Origin of the sequence: Maricaulis sp. W15 (genome assembly GCF_001924955.1) — a bacterium.
GTDB lineage: Bacteria > Pseudomonadota > Alphaproteobacteria > Caulobacterales > Maricaulaceae > Maricaulis > Maricaulis maris.
Map to the genome: position 1 here is coordinate 171,601 of NZ_LQXG01000018.1, position 19,258 is coordinate 190,858.

General features: G+C 62.6%; 15 protein-coding genes. 9 read left to right on the forward strand and 6 right to left on the reverse strand.

The window, feature by feature from the left end:
• Nucleotides 1-43: 43 nt before the first annotated feature.
• The 3 genes from AWH62_RS12070 to AWH62_RS12080 are packed head-to-tail and all read left to right on the forward strand — an operon-like array spanning nucleotide 44 to nucleotide 2,276.
• On the forward strand, nucleotides 44-1,261 hold the full coding sequence (locus AWH62_RS12070; RefSeq protein ID WP_075190752.1) for an acyltransferase family protein: 1,218 nt from the start codon (nucleotides 44-46) through the stop codon (nucleotides 1,259-1,261).
• 60 nt (nucleotides 1,262-1,321) lie between these two features.
• Nucleotides 1,322-1,942, forward strand: coding sequence for a hypothetical protein (locus AWH62_RS12075; protein WP_075190753.1), 621 nt, complete (start codon nucleotides 1,322-1,324; stop codon nucleotides 1,940-1,942).
• 10 nt (nucleotides 1,943-1,952) lie between these two features.
• Nucleotides 1,953-2,276 (forward strand): transcriptional regulator, encoded by a 324-nt coding sequence (locus AWH62_RS12080; protein ID WP_075190754.1) that lies wholly within the window; start codon nucleotides 1,953-1,955, stop codon nucleotides 2,274-2,276.
• Here the strand turns inward: AWH62_RS12080 and prfB are convergent.
• The 3 genes from prfB to AWH62_RS12095 all read right to left on the reverse strand — a co-directional run bounded on the left by prfB (nucleotide 2,273) and on the right by AWH62_RS12095 (nucleotide 7,304).
• A protein-coding gene (gene prfB, locus AWH62_RS12085) for a peptide chain release factor 2 (RefSeq protein ID WP_143743034.1) occupies nucleotides 2,273-3,401 on the reverse strand; the annotation gives its coding sequence in 2 pieces (ribosomal slippage) (nucleotides 2,273-3,331 and nucleotides 3,333-3,401; 1,128 coding nt in all). The genes AWH62_RS12080 and prfB overlap by 4 nt on opposite strands.
• Before the next feature lie 102 nt (nucleotides 3,402-3,503).
• Nucleotides 3,504-6,005, reverse strand: a complete 2,502-nt coding sequence (locus AWH62_RS12090) for a penicillin-binding protein 1A (protein WP_075190755.1) — start codon at nucleotides 6,003-6,005, stop codon at nucleotides 3,504-3,506.
• 108 nt (nucleotides 6,006-6,113) lie between these two features.
• Complete coding sequence (locus AWH62_RS12095) at nucleotides 6,114-7,304, reverse strand: N-acetylmuramoyl-L-alanine amidase (protein WP_075190756.1); 1,191 nt, start codon at nucleotides 7,302-7,304, stop codon at nucleotides 6,114-6,116.
• A gap of 495 nt (nucleotides 7,305-7,799) precedes the next feature.
• On the opposite strand from AWH62_RS12095, the gene AWH62_RS12100 reads away from it, so the two are divergent.
• The 6 genes from AWH62_RS12100 to AWH62_RS12125 all read left to right on the forward strand — a co-directional run bounded on the left by AWH62_RS12100 (nucleotide 7,800) and on the right by AWH62_RS12125 (nucleotide 16,051).
• Nucleotides 7,800-10,463, forward strand: coding sequence for a ribonuclease E/G (locus AWH62_RS12100; protein WP_075190757.1), 2,664 nt, complete (start codon nucleotides 7,800-7,802; stop codon nucleotides 10,461-10,463).
• Nucleotides 10,464-10,572: 109 nt separating this feature from the next.
• Nucleotides 10,573-11,934, forward strand: coding sequence for a M48 family metalloprotease (locus AWH62_RS12105; protein ID WP_075190758.1), 1,362 nt, complete (start codon nucleotides 10,573-10,575; stop codon nucleotides 11,932-11,934).
• Between the two features lie 11 nt (nucleotides 11,935-11,945).
• Entirely contained in the window at nucleotides 11,946-13,130 is a 1,185-nt protein-coding gene (locus AWH62_RS12110) for a GNAT family N-acetyltransferase (protein ID WP_075190759.1), read from the forward strand.
• Nucleotides 13,131-13,189: 59 nt separating this feature from the next.
• On the forward strand, nucleotides 13,190-14,077 hold the full coding sequence (locus AWH62_RS12115; RefSeq protein WP_158025624.1) for a DUF3365 domain-containing protein: 888 nt from the start codon (nucleotides 13,190-13,192) through the stop codon (nucleotides 14,075-14,077).
• Entirely contained in the window at nucleotides 14,077-15,609 is a 1,533-nt protein-coding gene (locus tag AWH62_RS12120; RefSeq protein ID WP_075190761.1) for a mechanosensitive ion channel family protein, read from the forward strand. The genes AWH62_RS12115 and AWH62_RS12120 overlap by 1 nt, the downstream gene beginning before the upstream one ends.
• A gap of 4 nt (nucleotides 15,610-15,613) precedes the next feature.
• Nucleotides 15,614-16,051 (forward strand): HIT family protein, encoded by a 438-nt coding sequence (locus tag AWH62_RS12125; RefSeq protein WP_075190762.1) that lies wholly within the window; start codon nucleotides 15,614-15,616, stop codon nucleotides 16,049-16,051.
• 24 nt (nucleotides 16,052-16,075) lie between these two features.
• On the opposite strand, the gene AWH62_RS12130 is transcribed toward AWH62_RS12125, so the two are convergent.
• From AWH62_RS12130 to AWH62_RS12140, 3 genes are all read right to left on the reverse strand, one after another.
• Nucleotides 16,076-16,615: a hypothetical protein gene (locus tag AWH62_RS12130; RefSeq protein ID WP_158025625.1), complete on the reverse strand. Its 540-nt coding sequence runs from the start codon at nucleotides 16,613-16,615 to the stop codon at nucleotides 16,076-16,078.
• Complete coding sequence (gene recQ, locus AWH62_RS12135) at nucleotides 16,593-18,395, reverse strand: DNA helicase RecQ (protein WP_075190764.1); 1,803 nt, start codon at nucleotides 18,393-18,395, stop codon at nucleotides 16,593-16,595. The genes AWH62_RS12130 and recQ overlap by 23 nt, the downstream gene beginning before the upstream one ends.
• Before the next feature lie 157 nt (nucleotides 18,396-18,552).
• Nucleotides 18,553-19,221: a glutathione S-transferase family protein gene (locus AWH62_RS12140; protein WP_143743036.1), complete on the reverse strand. Its 669-nt coding sequence runs from the start codon at nucleotides 19,219-19,221 to the stop codon at nucleotides 18,553-18,555.
• Nucleotides 19,222-19,258: the final 37 nt, after the last annotated feature.

Sequence of the window (19,258 nt, forward strand, 5' to 3'; positions counted from 1 at the left end):
TGTCTGTGATATATGATCGGTAACTCACAAACCGGAGCCCTTCATGTCCATCTCGCCTTCACCCCGAATTCACGCGCTCGATGCGGTGCGTGCACTCGCCCTCTTTCTCGGCGTGGTTCTGCACGCCTCCATGTCCTTCATTCCCGGAATTCCGATCTGGATCGTCCAGGACAGCCAGGCCACGGCCGGGTTCAGCCTTGGCTTTTTTGTCCCGCACATTTTCCGGATGGTCCTGTTCTTCATGATTGCCGGCTACTTCGCGCACATGGCGCTAGGACGACGCGGCATTCTCGGGCTCGCCCTCGACCGCGCCAAACGCATTGCCCTGCCACTGGCAACCTTGTGGATGCCCATCTTCGCCCTGATTGTGACGGTGGTGATCTGGGGCGCCATCAAGGCGAATGGCGGCGAAGCGCCGCAGCAGGAAACCCCGCCACTGACCGCGCAGAATTTCCCGCTGACCCATCTGTGGTTCCTCTACATGCTGGTGATTTTCTACGCCGTCTCCCTGCCGCTGACAGCGCTGGTGCGCCTGATCGACCGTTCGGACCTGAGTGGCAAACTGATTGATGCAGTCACCGGTCTTCTGGCCCGAACCCCGCTCGGCACCCTTCTGCTCGCAGCTCCGCTGGCGATTTGGTTCATCACAACCCCGATGTGGATGAGCTGGTTCGGCATTCCGACACCGGATACCGGTCTTCTCCCAAATACCGGCGCGCTGATCGCCTATGGCACGGCGTTCGCCGCCGGCTGGGCCGCCCATCGCTGCAGCGATCTCGTGCTGACGGCCTGGAAGCGTGCCTGGCACATCAATCTTGGCATCGCCATCGCGCTGACGACCTGGCTGGTCATGGAACTTGGCATGACGCCGAATTTCACCCCGGTCGGTCCGGGCATGGACCGGCTGCCCGTCGCGGCAGCCTATACACTGGCGATCTGGACCTGGGCGTTCGGCCTGACCGGCGCAGCCCTGGTGATCTTCTCACGCGAGAACAGGGTCTGGCGTTATCTGGCGGACGCGTCCTACTGGGTCTATCTGATGCACTTGCCGCTGGTGATGGCGCTGCAGGTCGCCCTGTCCGATGTCGCACTTCCGGGGCTGGTCAAACTGCCCATGATCCTGGCGATCAGCTTTGCCATCCTGCTCGGAACCTATCAGTTGATTGTCCGGCATACCTGGATCGGTGGTTGGCTGAATGGGCGGCGGGCCATCAAGGGCCGCTCGGAAGACGCGCGCATACCCGCTGATGCATCCGCGTGAATCAAGACATAGTGCCGGCGCGCCCGCTTTGGGCGCGCCGGAATTCGTCCGAGGATGCCCATGACCGATGAACTCGCCACAGCCCGCGCCGATCTCGCATTCCTGCGAACGCTTGCCGAGGGCGACCCGCGCCCTTCGCCGGGTGCCGGCCTGTTGCTGATGTCGGCCGGACTCCTTTACGGGCTTGAAACACTCATCCATTGGGTCGGTATCAGCGACCTTGTTGCCTTGCCGGGCTGGGTCCATCTGACGGCCGCGGTTGGCGCGACCGGCGGCTTCATGCTCGCGCTTGTCATCATACTCTGGATGGATCGCAAGCAGCCGACCGGAACAGCAATGCGCAAGGCCTATGAGACCGCGTTTCAGGCTGCCGGGCTGGCCAATCTCGCCATGGTCTTCGTATTCGGATTCAACGCATTCAAGACCGAGAACTTCGCGCTCTGGCTCTACTATATACCCGTCGTTTTCGCCCTGCAGGGCGCGGCCTGGTTTGTCGCCGCCCGTGTCCAGAAACGTCTTTGGTATGGCGTTGTGGCGATCGGTTGGTACCTGGCCGCCGCAGCACTCGGCCTGACGATGGGCTCGCCCGGCCTGTTCAATCTGGTCACATCGGTGGCCCTGTTCGGGCTGATGGCCGTGCCGGGGTTCGTGATGTGGCGGTTGTCCCGCGCCGCAGACTGACAGGTCTGCGATGAGCACGCCCCCGATCGGCCAGATCGACGAGATCATCCACGGACGGCTAAGGCTCGGCGTGATGACCTATCTCGCCCAAGCCGAAGCCGCCGACTTCAACGAATTGAAAACTGCACTGGGCGCGACCCAGGGCAATCTCTCGGTCCATCTTCGCAAGCTCGAAGAAGCCGGATATGTCACCATCGAGAAAAGTTTTCTCGATCGCAAACCCTTGACGCGCGTGCGAATTTCGAAGTCCGGCCGGGCCGCATTCGGCCGCTATGTCGACGCCATGGCGAACCTGCTCGGACGCCTGGACGGGACCGACAAGGCGGGAGGCTAGGCCTCCTCCTCGTCCCCGCCGACACGAGCTGCCAGGGCTGCGGCCATGAACGCGTCGAGATCGCCGTCGAGCACACCGCCGGTGTTCGACGTCTCCACATTGGTCCGCAGGTCCTTGACCATCTGATAGGGCTGCAGGACGTAGGAGCGGATCTGGTGACCCCAGCCAATCTCACTCTTGCTGTCGGCCTCGGCCTGGGCCGCGGCTTCGCGACGCTGCAGCTCGATCTCATAGACACGGGCACGCAACATGTCCCAGGCCTGCGTCCGGTTCTTGTGCTGCGAGCGGTCATTTTGACACTGCACGACGACCGCTTTTTCCTCGCCCGGCATGTCATAGGTCAGGCGGACGGCACTGTCGGTCTTGTTGATGTGCTGACCACCGGCGCCAGAGGCACGATAGGTGTCGGTGCGCACTTTCGAGACATCAATATCGACCTCGATTGCATCATCGATCTGCGGATAGACGCCGACGGAGGAGAAGCTGGTATGGCGGCGGGCGCTTGAATCAAACGGCGATATCCGCACCAGGCGATGTACGCCGGCCTCGGTCTTCAGCCAGCCATAGGCATTCTCGCCCTTGACCAGGATGGTGGTGGATTTCAGACCCGCCTCCTCGCCGGCCTGCTCTTCCATCGTTTCCACTTTGTAGCCATGCGCATTCGCCCAGCGTGAATACATGCGCGCCAGCATGGCGGCCCAGTCCTGGCTTTCCGTACCACCGGCGCCGGAATGGATTTCAACGAAGGCGTCATTGCCGTCGGCCTCGCCGGAGAGCAGCGTCTCCAGCTGGGCGCGGCGCATGCGCTCACCGAGATTGCCGAGGCCAGCGACGGCCTCCTCGATCATGTCGGCATCGTCTTCCATCTCGGCCAGCTCGATGATTTCGAGACTGTCGGAGAGTTCCTGCTCGGCCTCGATCACGGTCTTGATCGCCGCGTCGAGCCGGTTGCGTTCGCGCATCAGGACCTGCGCCTGCTGCGGCTGGTTCCAGAAGTCGGGGTCTTCCGACTTCGCATTCAGTTCATCGAGACGTTTCTGGGCTGTATCCCAGTCAAAGACGCCTCCTCAGCAGGCCAACTGCCTGCTGGATTTCGTCGGACAGGGTCTGGATGTCTGCACGCATGGGCGTTCAATCCTGCGATTCTTCAAACCGGTTGCTCACAAGGGGATAATCAGCACGCGCGCCTCAGACAAGCCGTGGCCGCACTGACGGTCGGAACCGTACTCAGTACAGGCCGCCCAGCTCATCGTCGGGTTCATCGTCTTGCGAATCCGGCTCATCGAGCAGGAAGGCAAGCGGATCATCACTGACCGAATCGCGGGCAAAGCTGAGACCACTTTCCACTTCATCGGTCTGGCGTGACGGCTCGGTACCCGGACGGAAAGCCTCGAGAATCACCCCGGATTGGCCCAGAATGCCGGGCTCTCCATTGAGACGATTGATCGGCACAAGCCGCACACCCGGCGGTACCCGGAACGGCGCGACGGGATAACCCTCAAGCGCGACTTCCAGGAAGTCACGGGCGATCGGTGCCGCGACACGGCCACCGGCCTCGCCTGCGCCGAGCTGATAGGGTGTGTCGAAGCCGACATAGATACCGACCACGAGGTCCGGTCCGAACCCCATGAACCAGGCATCGCGGAAATCATTGGTCGTGCCGGTCTTGCCAGCCAGCGTCCAGGGCAGCGAGCGAAGCGCCGTACCGGTGCCGCGCTGCACGGCTCCTTCGAGCATGTTCACCACCTGATAGGCCGTCACCGGATCGACGACTTCCTCACGGGTTTCCGGGAAGAGCGGTTCGAGCACGGCTGAGCGATCCCACTCTTCAGCATCGCAGGTGTCGCAGGGCAGGACTTCGTGGGCAAAGATCGTGGCGCCGGTACGGTCCTGGACCCGGTCGATAATGGTCGGCTCGACGCGGCGGCCACCATTGACCATGGTCGCATAGGCGGAAACGAGGCGGTAAAGCGTCGTTTCCCCGGCCCCGAGCGACATTGCCAGCACCGGTTCCATTTCGTCATAAATCCCGAAACGCGTGCCATAGTCGACGATCGGCGCCATGCCCATTTCCTGGGCCAGGCGAACCGTCATGACGTTCCGCGACAACTCCAGGCCGAGCCGCAGGGTCGACATGCCATAATAGCGTTCCGAATAGTTGGACGGCATGTAAAAGCGCTCGTCCGGCCCGCCGGAGGCGATGAAGGGCGCGTCCAGGATCAGGCTGGCCGGCGTGTAGCCATTATCCAGCGCCGAGGCGTAGACGAAGGGCTTGAAGGCCGAGCCGGGTTGGCGCCGCGCCTGGGTGGCGCGATTGAACTGGCTGTGTTGGAAGGAATAGCCGCCAACCATCGCCAGCACACGACCGGTGTGTGGATCCATGGCCATGATACCGCCATTGATCCCCGGTACCTGACGCAAACCATACTGGCCATCGCTGAAGCCTTCCTGGTCGGCAATGCTGGCCACCAGGATCACATCACCCGGGTTCAACACCTCCGAGGGACGGCTGACCGGCGGTCCGATCTCGCCATCAGGTAGGGTTTCGCGGGCCCATTCCAGCGCCGACATCGGGATCGAGCCTTCCTCGCTGTTGAGGAAGCCGATGCGAGCTGCATCTGCAGTGGTCTCCAGAACGACCGCTTGCAGCCAACCCTCGTCGAGGTCACGCGGGATATCGGCGGCGGCCAAGCGCTCGACCCAGCCCTCGCCCAATTCGATATTCGACAAGGCGCCGCGATAGCCATGGCGGCGATCATAGGCCTCCAGCCCATTGCGCAGGGCGGCGCGCGCCGCGAGCTGCATGCGCGTATCCAGGGTCGTCCGGATCGACAGCCCGCCATCATAAAGCTCATCCTCGCCATAGAGGGAGAAGACTTCACGGCGGACATTCTCGACAAAATACTCGGCCGCCGTATAGGTGGCACCCGACAGGCGGTCGACGGTTTCCAGCGGCCGGGCCATGGCCTCGCGCGCGGCTTCCTCGGTCACAAAACCGTTCTCGGCCATGCGTGAGAGCACCCAGTTCCGGCGCTCGATGGCGGCGTCGTGATGACGATCCGGGTGATAATTGGCCGGCCCCTTGGGCAGGGCCGCCAGATAGGCGATCTCGTGCAACTCGAGCTCGTCGAGCGAGCGTCCGAAATAGTTCAGCGCCGCCGCCGCAACGCCATAGGCGCGGTTTCCGAGGTAAATCTCGTTGAGATAGAGCTCGAGGATCTGGTCCTTGGTGAAGGCGCGCTCGATGCGCCGCGACAACACCATTTCACGGACCTTGCGCTCAAGGCGCTGCTCGCTGGAGAGCAGGAAATTCTTGGCGACCTGCTGGGTGATCGTCGACGCGCCTTCCAGACGGCGCCCCTGCAACACGTTGGAGATATTGGACAGGCCGGCGCGGATGATGCCGCGAAAGTCCAGGCCGCCATGCTCGTAGAAATTCTTGTCTTCGGCCGAGATGAAGGCATGCACCACATTCTGCGGAATATTGGCGATCGGCACGAAGACACGGTGTTCGCGCGCATATTCCGCTATCAACAGGCCATCACCGGCATGAACACGGCTCATGATCGGCGGCTCATACTCGGCGAGCTGCTGATAGTCCGGCAGGTCATCGGTCACGCGGACGACATAGATGGCGACGGCGATGAAGCCGATAACAGCCAGCACCGCAGCCGCGATACTGCCCCAGAGAGCTGTCCGCAAAACATTACGCAAGGTGAAGAGTTTCATTCTGCCCTCTGGCTGCAACCCGACCGTTCGACCTCCAGGTCAGACGCGCCGTTCCAGCATGACTCCGAGGCGGCATTATGGCCGCGCTCGGCAACAGATTAAAGGGAGTCAGCGTGCCGGAAGTGCGATCATGTCCCGATCCGCGAAGATTTCATCACCGCGGTTGGTGAAATAATCGTCGATCCCGTTCACTATGGCACTCATCTGGCGGCGCCGGAAACTCGCCGATGTCAGATTGGCCTCGTCCGTCCGATTGGTCAGGAACCCCATCTCGACAAGGACTGCAGGCACGCGCGAATCGAGCAACACGAACAGGTTGGCCTGACGATGCGGATTGGCCAGCAAGGGCCCCTCCGACGAAAGGTGCTCCAGCAGGACTTCGGCAAAGGCCGACGACTGGTTGCGTTTCTCGCGCAGTTCCAGTTCGACCAGGATATTGTTCACATCCACTTGCGAGGTGTGGTTCGCGCCTTCGCGGGCACGCTGACGGGCACGGTTCTCGGCTCGGTCATTGAGCGTATAGACCGCAGCGCCCCGCACGTTCGAATTCTGGGAAGAATCGGAGTGCAGGGAGATGAAGAGGTCCGCTCTGGCTTCCGCCATGACACCGACACGTTGTTCCCAGGACGGGTAGACGTCGCGATCACGCGTCAGCAGGACTTCATAATTGCCCGTCGCCTCGAGCTGGCGGCGCAGTTCGCGGGCGGCTTCCAGCGCGACATCGGCCTCATGGGTCCCGTGGATCCCGAGCGAACCCGGATCACGGCCGCCATGGCCGGGATCCACAACGATCACGCGGCGTTCGCGCTGCGGCGGCACGTAAACAGCCTCGACGCGTTCGGCGATCAGCGAATCAAGAGAATCGGCGCGGGTATGATCAAAGCCCGACGCGGTCTGAAAACTGCCTTGGCTCGCGCGTTCCATGTCGATCACCAGACGGTGATTGCCACCGGGTGTGGCCGGATCAAGCGCGAACTGGTTGACGATGACGGCCGGGTGGTCGAGCTCGAACACAACGCGAGAGCTGGATACCGAATTGTCAAAAAAGCGGAAGGCATCGACCAGCCCGTGCCCGACGCCCTCTCCAGACGCCAGATTGGCAACCGACCAGCGCGCCTGCGGCAAGTCCACGACCAGACGATCAGAGAGGCCATCTAGCGTGAAAGCGCGGAACTCGGCCGGTTCCGAGATCTCGATCACAACCCGCGTCGTGGCGACATCCACGCCAAAACGCACATCCCGGACCTCCTGGTCCGCGAGACCGGGACTGGACAGTGCCAGAACCGACGACAACGCCATCAAAAACTGTTGAACCCGCATCACTACACCATCGCACACACCGTGATTCTGTCCACGGCTTTTGCGTAACCATAGGGCACGGAGCTTGACGTTTGGTTGATGCCCAAAGGAATTCTTCCAACCGGCTCGCCTACGGCGCGAAAGCCTTTTCTTCCGCATTCGAATGTTGCATGTTGCCAAGGCCTTGGCGACGCACCACCGGATATGCCGGTCGAGTGCGGAAGCTAGGCGCGAAGCGGCTGGGCTTTAACGGCCTGCCAACACGCTTATCGTCGCCCCGGTCCGACCGAAAAATTGCCGGGGCCCCGACCGCCGCGTCCTCCCGTAACGGAGCGGGACGCTAATGGTAACTGCCGATGCGCAGGGAGCGCCTGATGCCCAGAGCACTGAAAACAGGCCGCACCCCGTCCATCTCGCCCCCGCCGCCACTCTCTTCCTTGTCCCGCCGACTGGCAGGAAACAGGCGATTGTGCGCGGGTGCAGGAGACGACTTTAATGTCCAAGAAAATGCTGATCGATGCAGGTCATCCCGAGGAGACCCGCGTCGTCGTACTCGATGGTTCGAAAGTTGAGGATTTTGACTTCGAAGCGGCCGCCCGCCGCCCCATCCGTGGAAATATCTATCTCGCCAAGGTAACGCGGGTCGAACCCTCGCTGCAGGCGGCGTTTGTGGAGTATGGCGGCAATCGCCACGGCTTCCTCGCTTTCAATGAGATCCATCCGGATTACTACCAGATCCCCTATGAGGACCGCGTCGCCCTCGCCGAAGAGGAAGCCTCTGCGGCCGATGAGGATGATGACGAGGCGGATGACGCCAAGCCCGAAGCCGCCCCGGCGGCCGACACCGCGTCCGATGACGCGGATGGAGACGGTGAGGCCGAAGCGCCCGAAACCATTGGCGATGACAGCGAAGAAGACGATATCAGCGACCAGCAGGCTGCGCGCCGCCGTCGCCAGATGTTCCGCAAATACAAGATCCAGGAAGTCATCAAGCGGCGCCAGATCCTGCTGGTCCAGGTGGCCAAGGAAGAGCGCGGCAATAAGGGCGCAGCCCTGACGACCTATCTCTCGCTTGCCGGCCGTTATTGCGTGCTGATGCCGAACACGCCGCGCGGCGGCGGCATTTCCCGCAAGATCTCCAATGCATCCGACCGCAAGCGTCTGAAGTCGGTGGTCTCGGAGCTGGAACTGCCCAAGGGCGTCGGTCTCATCATCCGCACGGCCGGTGCCTCGCGCACCAAGACCGAGATCAAGCGCGATGCCGACTACCTCCTGCGTCTGTGGACAAATATCCGCGAACTGACGCTCAACTCGGTGGCGCCGGCGCTGATCTATGAAGAAGGCAATCTGGTCAAACGCGTGATTCGCGATCTCTACGACAAGGAGATCGATTGTGTGCAGGTGGAAGGCGAAGAGGCCTACAAGGAGGCGAAAGCCTTCATGAAGATGCTGATGCCGAGCCATGCCAAGAAGGTGCAGCACTACAAGGAAACCGTGCCGCTCTTCCTGCGCCATCAGTGCGAAGCCCAGCTTGAAGCGATCTACTCGCCTGTCGCCCCGCTCAAATCGGGCGGCTATCTGGTCATCAACCCGACCGAGGCACTGGTCTCGATCGATGTGAACTCGGGCAAGTCGACCCGCGAACGCAATATCGAGGCGACTGCGCTCAAGACCAATCTGGAAGCGGCAGCCGAAGCGGCGCGTCAGATGCGCCTGCGTGACCTTGCCGGCCTGATCGTCATCGACTTCATCGACATGGACGAGAGCCGGAACAACCGCGCTGTCGAAAAGAAGATGAAGGACATGCTGAAGCGTGATCGCGCCCGCCTGCAGGTGGGACGCATCTCGCAATTCGGCCTGATGGAGATCTCGCGCCAGCGCCGCCGCACCAGCCTGCTGGAAGGCTCCACGACGACCTGCCCGACCTGTAAGGGCACCGGGCATCTGCGTTCGACCGAATCGAGCGCCCTGGTCGCCCTGCGCGGTCTTGAGAAAGAAGGCACGCGTGGTCGCGCCAAGCGGATCCGCATTTCGGTGCCGACAGCTGTTGCGATTTACCTGCTCAATGACAAGCGCGATCATCTGTTGATGATCGAACAGCGTTTCTCGATGAATGTGCTGGTCACGGCGGACGACACCATCCTGGCCCCGGAATTCACCATTGAAGCGCTCGAGAATCGCGAGCCGGGTGAAGAACTGACCATCGCGCCGCTCTCCGTCGAATCGATCGAGGAAATCGAAATCCCCGACGTTCCGGACGAGGACGACGCGGACAATGACGAAGAAAGCCGCGAAGCTTCCGGTGGCCGTCGTCGGCGGCGGCGCCGCCGCCGCAAACCGTCTTCCGATGACACCGCTGCGGCGATGGAAGTCGTCAAGGTGGAAGGCGATGACAGCGATGAGGACGGCAGCGCCGACGAGGGCGACAACCCGCGCGACGCCGCTGGTGAGGATGGCGAGGACCAACCGCGCCGCCGTCGTCGCCGGGGTCGCCGTGGTGGTCGCGGTCGTCGCCGGACCGAGGACGAGGCGAATACGGACGAGGCAAATACTGACAATGCTGCGTCGGGCACAGACGAGGTGACCAGCGAAGCCGCGACGACCGCAGCTGAGCCGGACGCCGAGCCGACCGCCGAAGCCGCCGCCGTCGAAACCGCTCCGGTCGAAGACAAGCCGAAACGCCGCCGCACCTCGCGGCGCAAGCCCGCAGCGGCCGACAGCGAACCTGCCTCCGATGCGGTCGAGCCGCCGGCCGAAGTACAGGCCGTCGAAGCACCGGCAGTCGAAGCGGCCGTCGAAGAGGCCCCGAAAAAGCGGACACGGCGTCCGCGCAAAAAGGCGGCTGATACGGCGACGGAGGCTCCGGCAGCCGAGGCCGCTGCTGATGAACCGGCCGCAGAGCCGGTTGCCGAAGAGGCGCCCAAACCCAAGCGTCGGACCCGTCGCAAAAAAGCCGATGAAGCGCCGGCCGAGCCGGTCGCCGAGGCGGTCGAACCGGACCTCGCTGCCGAACCCGCCGCCGACGCGACGGAATCCGGCAACGAAACGCGTGAAACCGAGGCAGAGACCGAAAAGGCCGACACCGCGAAACCCGCCGACGACGATGGCAAGTCCAAGCGTCGCGGCTGGTGGAACCGGACCGGCCTGTTCGGGAACTAACCAGAACAAGGGTTGCCCGGCCTGTCCGGGCAACCCATCTTGGTCATGGTGGCGTCTTGGGGTGACGCTGCTATCATGGGCCGAGCGGGGGCCGATCAGTGGAGGCAGGATGTCGATCCTGAAAACCGTCGCCACAGCCTGCGTTCTTGCTGTGGCCACACAAGCGTCCAGCCTGGGTCAGTCCTTGATCCGGGACACGGAAATCGAGCATATGCTGCGCGAATACTCCGACCCCATTCTCGAAGCCGCCGGACTGGTTCCGGCTGATGTCGATCTCTATATCGTGGCCGACCCGGAACTGAACGCCTTTGTGACCGGCGGCCAGAACATCTTCCTGCATACCGGGATCATTCTGGAATCAGAAACACCCAACCAGCTCAAGGGCGTGATCGCGCACGAGGCCGGCCATATCTCCGGCGCCCACCTGGCGCGCGTTGGCGACGGCATTTCGGCGGCCCAGGCCCCGATGTTCGTCAGTCTCGGCCTCGGCGTGCTTGCGGCACTGGCTGGCGAAGGCGGCGCGGCCGGTGCCCTGCTCGCCTCGTCGCAACAGTTCGGCGCCCTCTCCTTCATGACCTATAGCCGTGCCCAGGAAGCCTCTGCCGACCAGGCCGGCCTGCAATTTCTCGAAGCCAGCGGCCAGTCCGGCGAAGGGCTCGTGCAGTTTTTCGAGCGCTTCCGCTATCAGGAAGTCATGTCGAACGCGCGCCGCTATCCCTATTTCCGCTCACACCCCCTGTCGTCGGAACGGATCGCCAATCTGCGCGGCGGTGCCAGTGAGTCGCCCTTTTACGATGTTCAGGACAGCCCCGAGGAAATGGCCCGGCTCGCCCGTATCCAGGGCAAGATCTACGGCTTCCTCGCTGAGCCGGAATTCGTGTTCTACCGCTACCCTGAGAGCGACCAATCGCTGCCGGCACGCTATGCCCGGGCCGTCGCCCACTATCACGACGCCCGTCTTGATCGCGCCCTGTCGGAAATCCAGGGCCTGCTCGATGAAGAGCCGGAGAATCCGTATTTCCATGAGCTGCACGGCCAGATGCTGTTCGAGAGCGGACATGCCGACGAGGCCATCGCGCCCCACGCCCGGTCGGTTGAACTGGAGCCCACCGCGCCGCTGCTGCGGGTCAATCTCGCCATCGCCATGATCGCAACCGACAATCCGGACCATCTTGAAGAGGCCGCCCAGCATCTGCGGGTCGCACTGGATATCGAGCCTGACAATGGCTTTGCCTGGTACCAGCTCTCGATCATTCACGAGCGCAATGGTGACACCGCCCTCGCCCAGCTGGCCATCGCCGAACAATCCTATGCGGCCGGCAACCGACCGCGCGCCCACCAATTTGCGTCGCGGGCCCGGACGTCGCTGGAAGTTGGCACGCCGGCCTGGGTTCGGGCCACCGAGATCGAGGCCGTGTCTGTGCCGAGCGAGGCGGAGCTTCGCCAAGCGCGCCGTCAGCGCCGCAACTGATCGGTCCGACGATGGCGCCTCCCCCGGCGGATGATGGCGATCAGTCTCTGGCGGTCACCGTGCAGCCGGTTGCCGGTCTGGGCGATGTGCCGCGTGACGACTGGGACCGGTTGGCCAATCCGCCCGGCGCCGAGTTCGACCCTTTCCTGAGTTGGGATTTCCTGGAAGCGCTCGAGGCCAGCGGCTGCGTCGGCGCCGAGACCGGCTGGGAAGCCCGGCATCTGCTCGCCCGCGATGCCATGGACAAGCTGGTCGGCGCCGTGCCGCTCTATGTGAAATCGCATTCCATGGGCGAATATGTGTTCGATCACGCTTGGGCAGACGCCTATGAGCGGGCCGGCGGTCGCTATTATCCCAAACTCCTGACCGCCATCCCCTTCTCGCCGGTCACCGGTCGCCGCATCCTGGCCGACAGCCCGGCCCTGCGACAGGCCCTCACCCGTACCTGCTGTGACCTGGCGACGCGTTGGGGTGTGTCCGGCTGGCATGTGAATTTCCCCGGCGAAGCCGAAGCAGATGAATTGCACGCCAGCGGCCTGCTGCCGCGCCTCGACCGGCAATATATTTGGTCGAACCGCGGCTATAGAGACTATGACGACTTCCTCGCCGACTTGTCCTCACGCAAACGCAAGGCCTTGCGCAAGGAACGCGCCGCCGCCCAGGACGGTCTCACGATCGAACACCTGACCGGCGAACAGCTGTGCCCTGAACACTGGGACGTGTTTTATGCCTGTTATCAGGAAACCGGCGCCCGCAAATGGGGCTATCCCTATCTCAATCGCGATTTCTTCGACCGGCTGCATCAACGTCTCGCCGACCGTGTCCTGCTGGTCATGGCCAAGAAGGATGGACGCTATATCGCGGCCGCACTCAACCTGATCGGCTCACACGCGCTCTACGGTCGATATTGGGGCAAGCTGGAGGACCATCCCTTCCTGCACTTCGAGCTGTGCTACCACCAAGCCATTGACGCCGCGATGGCACGCGGGCTGCAACGCGTCGAGGCTGGCGCCCAGGGCGAGCACAAGCTGGCCCGCGGCTATCGTCCGCAGCCGGTCCGCTCAGCCCATTTCATCACCAATGAAGGCTTCCGGAATGCCGTGGTGCAGTATCTCGACCAGGAACGGGCCGCTGTCGCAACCGAAATCCAGCTTCAAGACGCAGACAGCCCGTTTCGCAAGGACCAGCCGCGCTAGCGGCATCCGCTTTTGTTTGAACGGGTGAATCGCTCCAGTCTCGAATTGGGGGATTGAATGTGACGACATCAAGCTTGATCCGTCGCGCGCTGGCGCTGGTATTCCTGACCGCTTTGGTGATCGGGGGCAGCGGTGCCTTCTTTGCGCTGCAGGCACGCGCCTTCGACGAGGCCACGCGCGAATCGCGCCTTTTGCTGGCGACTGCCCAGGCTATCCGCGCCTACACATCTGACCAGGTCGCACCGCTGGCCTACACAGCGTCGAGCGACACCTTTCATCCGGAAACGGTGCCGTCATTCGCGGCGCAAACAGTCTTCGCCGAAGTTTCCAGCGCCGACCTTGCCTATACCTATCGCGAGGTCGCCCTTAACCCGACCAGCCCCACCGACCGGCCGGTTCCGTTCGAAACCGAATTGATCAACGCCTTTCGTCAGGATGACGCCCTGACCGAGCGGTCCGGCCGCTGGCGCCGCGGCGGACATGAACTGTTCTACCTGGCCCGTCCAATCCGGATCGAACAGGAAGCCTGTCTGAGCTGCCACAGCACGCCCGACCAAGCGCCGCCCGCCATGGTCGAACGCTATGGCACTGAGAACGGGTTCGGATGGCAGATGGGCGAGACCATCGGCCTGCAGATCGTGACCGTGCCGATCGAACAGGAAATGCGCGGCATGTTCGAACTGGTGCTGGCACTGGGCACCGGCCTGCTTGTCATCTTCCTGGCCGGATACGCCGCGACATCAAACACCATCAATCGTCAGCTCGTCGTCCCGCTGCAGGCACTGACCGCGCGGGCTGAAGATGTCTCGGTTGGTATTGATGACGGCACGCCCCTGCCCGACGACGGTGCAAGCGAACTCAAACGACTGTCGGCAAGCATCGAACGCCTCCGACGCAGCCTTCGCCGCGCACTTGCCGACCGAAACGACCACGAGGGGCAGGCGTAATGTTCCGCCTCGCACTGCTCGCCTTCATGACCTTGCTCGCCTGGGTCGTGCACGCTTGGGTGGGTAGCAATCTTCTCTTCGCAGACACCGAATTGCCGGGCCTGATCAAACTGACCGCCGGCGCGCTGACCGCGCTTCTCGTGACTTTCATCCTGGTCGGCATCATCCTCGAGATCGGCCTGCGCCAAAGCCTGCGGATCGAGCCCGTCGGCGCCCAGCGTGTCGTGATTTTCATCATCGTCACATTCGCTGTCAGCGCCATCGCGCTCAAGTTGATGGGCTTCGACATCACAACGATCCTGACCACCTCGGCCTTGCTGACCGCCATTATCGGGTTCGCGCTTCAACCGACACTGGGCGGGCTTTTTTCTGGTATCGCCCTGCAGCTCGACAGCCATCTCAAACCCGGTGACGGCATCCGCTACAAGGGTGAGAACGTCAAAATCGAGTCCATGAACTGGCGCTCGGTCGTCGGCCGAAAACGTGACGAAACGCTGATCATCATTCCCAATTCCAGCCTCGCGGGCGAACCGGTCGAGATTTATCCCAATGATCGACCGGTCTGGAGCATTTGCCGGTTTTCCGCGCCGATGAACTGGCCACCACAATTCATCTCAGATCTCGTGCGCCGTGCTGTTGCCGACCTCGACTATGTCGACGCGGCGGCCCCTGTCATGGTTCTACCGGAGTCGGAAAACGCCGAAGATGGTCAGATAGGGTATCGCGTGCGCTACAAGGTCGCGTACTATTTCGAGACCCCCGAACTGGACTGCGAAGTCCTTCGCCGACTGTGGTACTGCTTCCAGCGCGAGGGGATTCCGCTCACCGCATCGCGCCTGTTGCCAGCCTCACTCCGTGAACGCCGAAGCGACATGCAAGTCTGGCCCGGTGGCGCGACACCGGAAACACTCCTTTGCGCGTTGGCTGCAAACGCCGGACATTCGCTGACCGAGGCCGAGCATGACCAGCTGGCCCATGCCTTGAGCAACCATGCCCGCATTCTCCTGTTCGGACCTAATGAGCGCATCGCCCTGCCTGCCGGTCTTGCGCCCGGCCCGCTCCTGCTGGCCGCCGGTTCCGTTCATGGCCAAGAACGCGGCTTCTCGGAACGACGCATGGTCGGTGACCTTCCTCCCCAAGGCTCGGCACGGCACTACTACCAGCGCCTGTCACCGAACGCCGTCATGCACCAGATGGCCGTCCTGCTGGCCGATCAGATTGGCCCCTATGCCGAGCGCGTTGTGAGCCAAGCGGCGATCGAGGCGCCATGCCTGCCAAGCGCCGCGATCCAGTGCGCCGCGCATATCGATGACGCGCAAGACCGGGCCGCTTTCCTTGCCGTCACCAACGCGTTGATCCAGACGTCCGACATCGACAAGATCGTCTTCACCACAGCGCCGGGCGTTGCGGGAACGACCGTGGCGATGCCAAGCTGCCGCGCCGTCGACGAAGCCGTCTTCCTGGCGCTTGATCCGGCCGCCGTCTGCGCATTTGATGCGATATCTCCCCGCTTGCTGACACCACGGAGCTGACCCGATGAGCCTCGACGGCGACTATGATCCGGACAATATTTTCGCAAAAATCCTCAAGGGGGAACTGCCCTGCGTGAAGGTCTATGAGGACGAACACATCTTGTCCTTCATGGATATTTTCCCGCAGGCGCCGGGCCATGTCCTGGTGGTGCCGCGCGAACCGGTTCGCAATGCGCTGGAAATGACGGATGGCGCCCTTCAGGCTGCCATCGTGCGGGTCAAGCGGATCGCCAATGCGGTCAAGACGGCGCTGGCGCCGGATGGCATCATACTGACCCAGTTCAACGGCGCGCCGGCCGGCCAGACAGTGTTTCACGTCCATTTCCACATCATCCCGCGCCAGGAGGGCGTCGCGCTGGGCGCTCATGGTGGCGGGCAAGCGGATATGGACGTTCTGAAAGATCAGGCCGCCCGGATCGCGGCCGCTATCGAACACCCCTGATTACGGCCACCGACCGGGCAAGGGTCAGCGCAATCGTCCTTCAAAGGTCAGGAAGACCAGCATGGCGATGATCGCGCCCTGCAGGGTGAAGGAAAACAGCGTCCAGGCGTCCACATTCACCATCGTTGAAAACAGGTTGTTGCTGCCCATGATCACCCATTCGGCACGATCCAGGACAAAAGACAGGACAAAGGCGGGCAAGGCCCATCGTTTCCCTCGCAATACCAGCACCAGGGTCACCAGATTCATGACAACATGAGAGAAGAACAACACTTCCTGCGTCAAGGTCAGGCTCTGGACGAAGGCCGCCGCCAGCGCCGCATCCGGCCAAAGCCCGATGCGTGCTGAAATGTCATTGATCGCCCAATAGCCACCATAAGCCACCTGAACCGACAGGAGGCCGATGAGAATATAATAGGGGGTGTCGCGGCGCGTCATCCAGGTCCTTCGCCCAAAAGCCACCCGACGCGGCAACGCCGGTAACATCCTAATCATCCATGAAACCGGCAGTGAGTCATCCGCTTGCCGCACAATCACACCGTCAAGCCAGCGTTCGAAGCACACCGAGAAAGCGCTCGCCGAACGTCTCCAGTTTCTTGGGGCCGACGCCGTTGACCGCCGCCATTTCATCCAGTGAACGCGGCTGCAGATGCGCCATGTCGATCAAAGTCGCATCGGAAAACACCACATAAGCCGGCACGTTGCGCTCGGCCGCCAGCTCGCGGCGAAGTGCCTTGAGCGCCGCCAACACATCCGCATCGACATTTGCCGCCGCAGCCTCGATCATTTTTTTGGGCCGCTTGGACGATGACGGCTTTGCAGTGATCTCGCGAATGGCAACCGTCTGCTCGCCCTTCAGGACCGCGCGGGCATCGGAAGTCAATTTGAGCGCGCCATAGCCCTGGATGTCGATCTCCAGCAATCCGGACGCCACGCATTGACGGACCAAGCCCTGCCAGAAGGGTTTGGGACGCTCGGCGCCAACGCCATGGGTCGGCAAGTTGTCATGACCGCGTGCCCGGATCTTCTCGGTATCGGCGCCGCGCAGGACATCGATGACATGCGCCGTGCCGAAACTCTCGCCGGTCCGCACAATGGCCGAAAATAGCATCTGGGCCTCCCGCGTGCCGTCGATCAGGGTTGGCGGGTCGAGGCAGAGGTCGCAATTGCCGCACGGCTTGCCGCCCGTTTCACCGAAATAGGCGAGCAAGGACAGGCGGCGACACCGGGTCGCCTCGCAATAGGCCAGAAGGCTGTCAAGGCGCTTGTGCTCGCGGCGGCGATGACCGTCATCCTCACCATCCTGGTCGATGAATTGCCGACGCATGCGCGCATCGGAGAGACCATAGAGCATCATCGCCTCAGCCGGCTGACCATCGCGACCGGCACGGCCGATTTCCTGGTAGTAGGCCTCCATCGAGCCGGGCATGTGAAGATGGAAGACATAGCGGATATCCGGCTTGTCAATGCCCATGCCGAAAGCGATCGTAGCCACCATAACCACCGCTTCTTCGGCCATGAATCGCTCCTGGTTTTCGCGGCGGACCTCTGGCGCCAGCCCGGCATGATAGGGCAGAGCGTGATAGCCTTCTGCCCGCAGCAGCGCCGCGACTTCCTCGGTCGATTTTCGCGACAGGCAATAAACGATGCCGGAAACGCCCCGCCGACCATCGAGAAAGTCGAGCAATTGCGCTTTCCAGCCGGATTTCGGTGCCACCGAGAGTGTCAGATTGGGTCGGTCAAACCCATGCACGACGATCTCACCGCCGGCCCCGAACAGCTTGGCCGCGATATCGGCCCGGGTCGCCTCGTCGGCGGTCGCCGTGAACGCGGCCAGCCGGGCCGTGGGGAAACGCTCACGCAGATGGCAGAGATCCTCGTATTCCGGTCGGAAGCTGGCGCCCCATTTGGAGATGCAGTGCGCCTCGTCGACCACGAACATGGCCGGCTCGACCGCATCCAGCGCAGCCAGCATGCGGCCGGTCATCAGGCGCTCCGGCGACAGGTATAACAAGCGTATCTCGCCCGACTGCACCCGGCGCCAATCCTCGACATTGGCGCCGCGGTCGCGCCCGGAATGGATGGCCGCGGCAGCAACGCCATTGGCCTGCAGGGCCGCAACCTGATCGTCCATCAGGGCCGTCAACGGCGAGATCACCACCGTCAACCCGTCGAGGATCAGGGCCGGCACCTGATAGCAGATCGACTTGCCGGCACCGGTTGGCATGACACACAGGGTCGGACGGCCGGCCAGGATGTGGTCAACAATGTCGGCCTGGCCGGGCCGAAAACCGGGAAAGCCGAAAGTGGCACGAAGGACAGCATCTGGGCTGGGCTGCGTCATGAAATTCCGGTCCCGCTGGCGTCGCCCTGTTCTGGGCGAATTCGGGCGGCGCTTCAATAAACACCTCGCACCTTGCCGCCTCCGGGCGGGGCCGGCGTGATTTCAGTCGCTTGTTTTCATGATACCAGCCCGCTCGATCCCGCGTCCCGCCCTTCTTTCAATCGTCCGTTGATGCGGTGTCGATGAAGGCGCGCGCACCCTTGTCTGCGAAATCACCGCGCAATGCATCCATGTCGGCCTCTATCACGGCCTTCCAGTCAGGTTGCGCAAGCAGGTTTTGACCTGCCCGCATGAGCTGCGGTCGGGCTGCAATATCGAGCCCTATCACCAATGCCATCGACAGAAACCAGGCCAGATAGGCATCCGCCGCGGTCAGACCACCACCAACCAGCGTATCGCGACCTGTCAGATGCCTGTCCAACAGATCGAGTCTGGGGCCGGCCTTGCCGCGGATGAATGCCTTGTAGCCGGCATCAACGTCGGCGCGCAGCAATGGCCAGAGCAGGCCCTTGTGCAATTCAGTGGCGCAAAAACTCGTCCACCGGATCAGTTCGAAAAAATCCGGATCGGTCATGGCCGGAAGCCCCGGCCCTTGCCCCTGCAGCCACAGCAGTATCGCGGTATTTTCGGTGAGCACGGTGCCATTGTCCTGCCGCAAGGTCGCGACAAGCCCGAGTGGATTGATCGCAAACAGGGTGCCACCAGTCTCGACGTCCTTGTTGAAGACATCGGTTCGGACAATCTCGAGCGGGACGTTGAAGGCCGCAGCCGCCAACCGGCACGCCGTCGAACAAGCCATGGGATAGTGGTAGAGGCGATGCGCCATTTACTGCTCCATAGGTTCTGCGCCTGCGCCAGCAGGC

Coding starts and splice junctions, on each gene's coding strand:
- AWH62_RS12070 (WP_075190752.1), top strand. CDS start 44: ATGTCCATCTCGCCTTCACCCCGAATTCACGCGCTCGATGCGGTGCGT.
- AWH62_RS12075 (WP_075190753.1), top strand. CDS start 1,322: ATGACCGATGAACTCGCCACAGCCCGCGCCGATCTCGCATTCCTGCGA.
- AWH62_RS12080 (WP_075190754.1), top strand. CDS start 1,953: ATGAGCACGCCCCCGATCGGCCAGATCGACGAGATCATCCACGGACGG.
- AWH62_RS12090 (WP_075190755.1), bottom strand. CDS start 6,005: ATGAAACTCTTCACCTTGCGTAATGTTTTGCGGACAGCTCTCTGGGGC.
- AWH62_RS12095 (WP_075190756.1), bottom strand. CDS start 7,304: ATGGCGTTGTCGTCGGTTCTGGCACTGTCCAGTCCCGGTCTCGCGGAC.
- AWH62_RS12100 (WP_075190757.1), top strand. CDS start 7,800: ATGTCCAAGAAAATGCTGATCGATGCAGGTCATCCCGAGGAGACCCGC.
- AWH62_RS12105 (WP_075190758.1), top strand. CDS start 10,573: ATGTCGATCCTGAAAACCGTCGCCACAGCCTGCGTTCTTGCTGTGGCC.
- AWH62_RS12110 (WP_075190759.1), top strand. CDS start 11,946: ATGGCGCCTCCCCCGGCGGATGATGGCGATCAGTCTCTGGCGGTCACC.
- AWH62_RS12120 (WP_075190761.1), top strand. CDS start 14,077: ATGTTCCGCCTCGCACTGCTCGCCTTCATGACCTTGCTCGCCTGGGTC.
- AWH62_RS12125 (WP_075190762.1), top strand. CDS start 15,614: ATGAGCCTCGACGGCGACTATGATCCGGACAATATTTTCGCAAAAATC.
- recQ (WP_075190764.1), bottom strand. CDS start 18,395: ATGACGCAGCCCAGCCCAGATGCTGTCCTTCGTGCCACTTTCGGCTTT.
- AWH62_RS12140 (WP_143743036.1), bottom strand. CDS start 19,221: ATGGCGCATCGCCTCTACCACTATCCCATGGCTTGTTCGACGGCGTGC.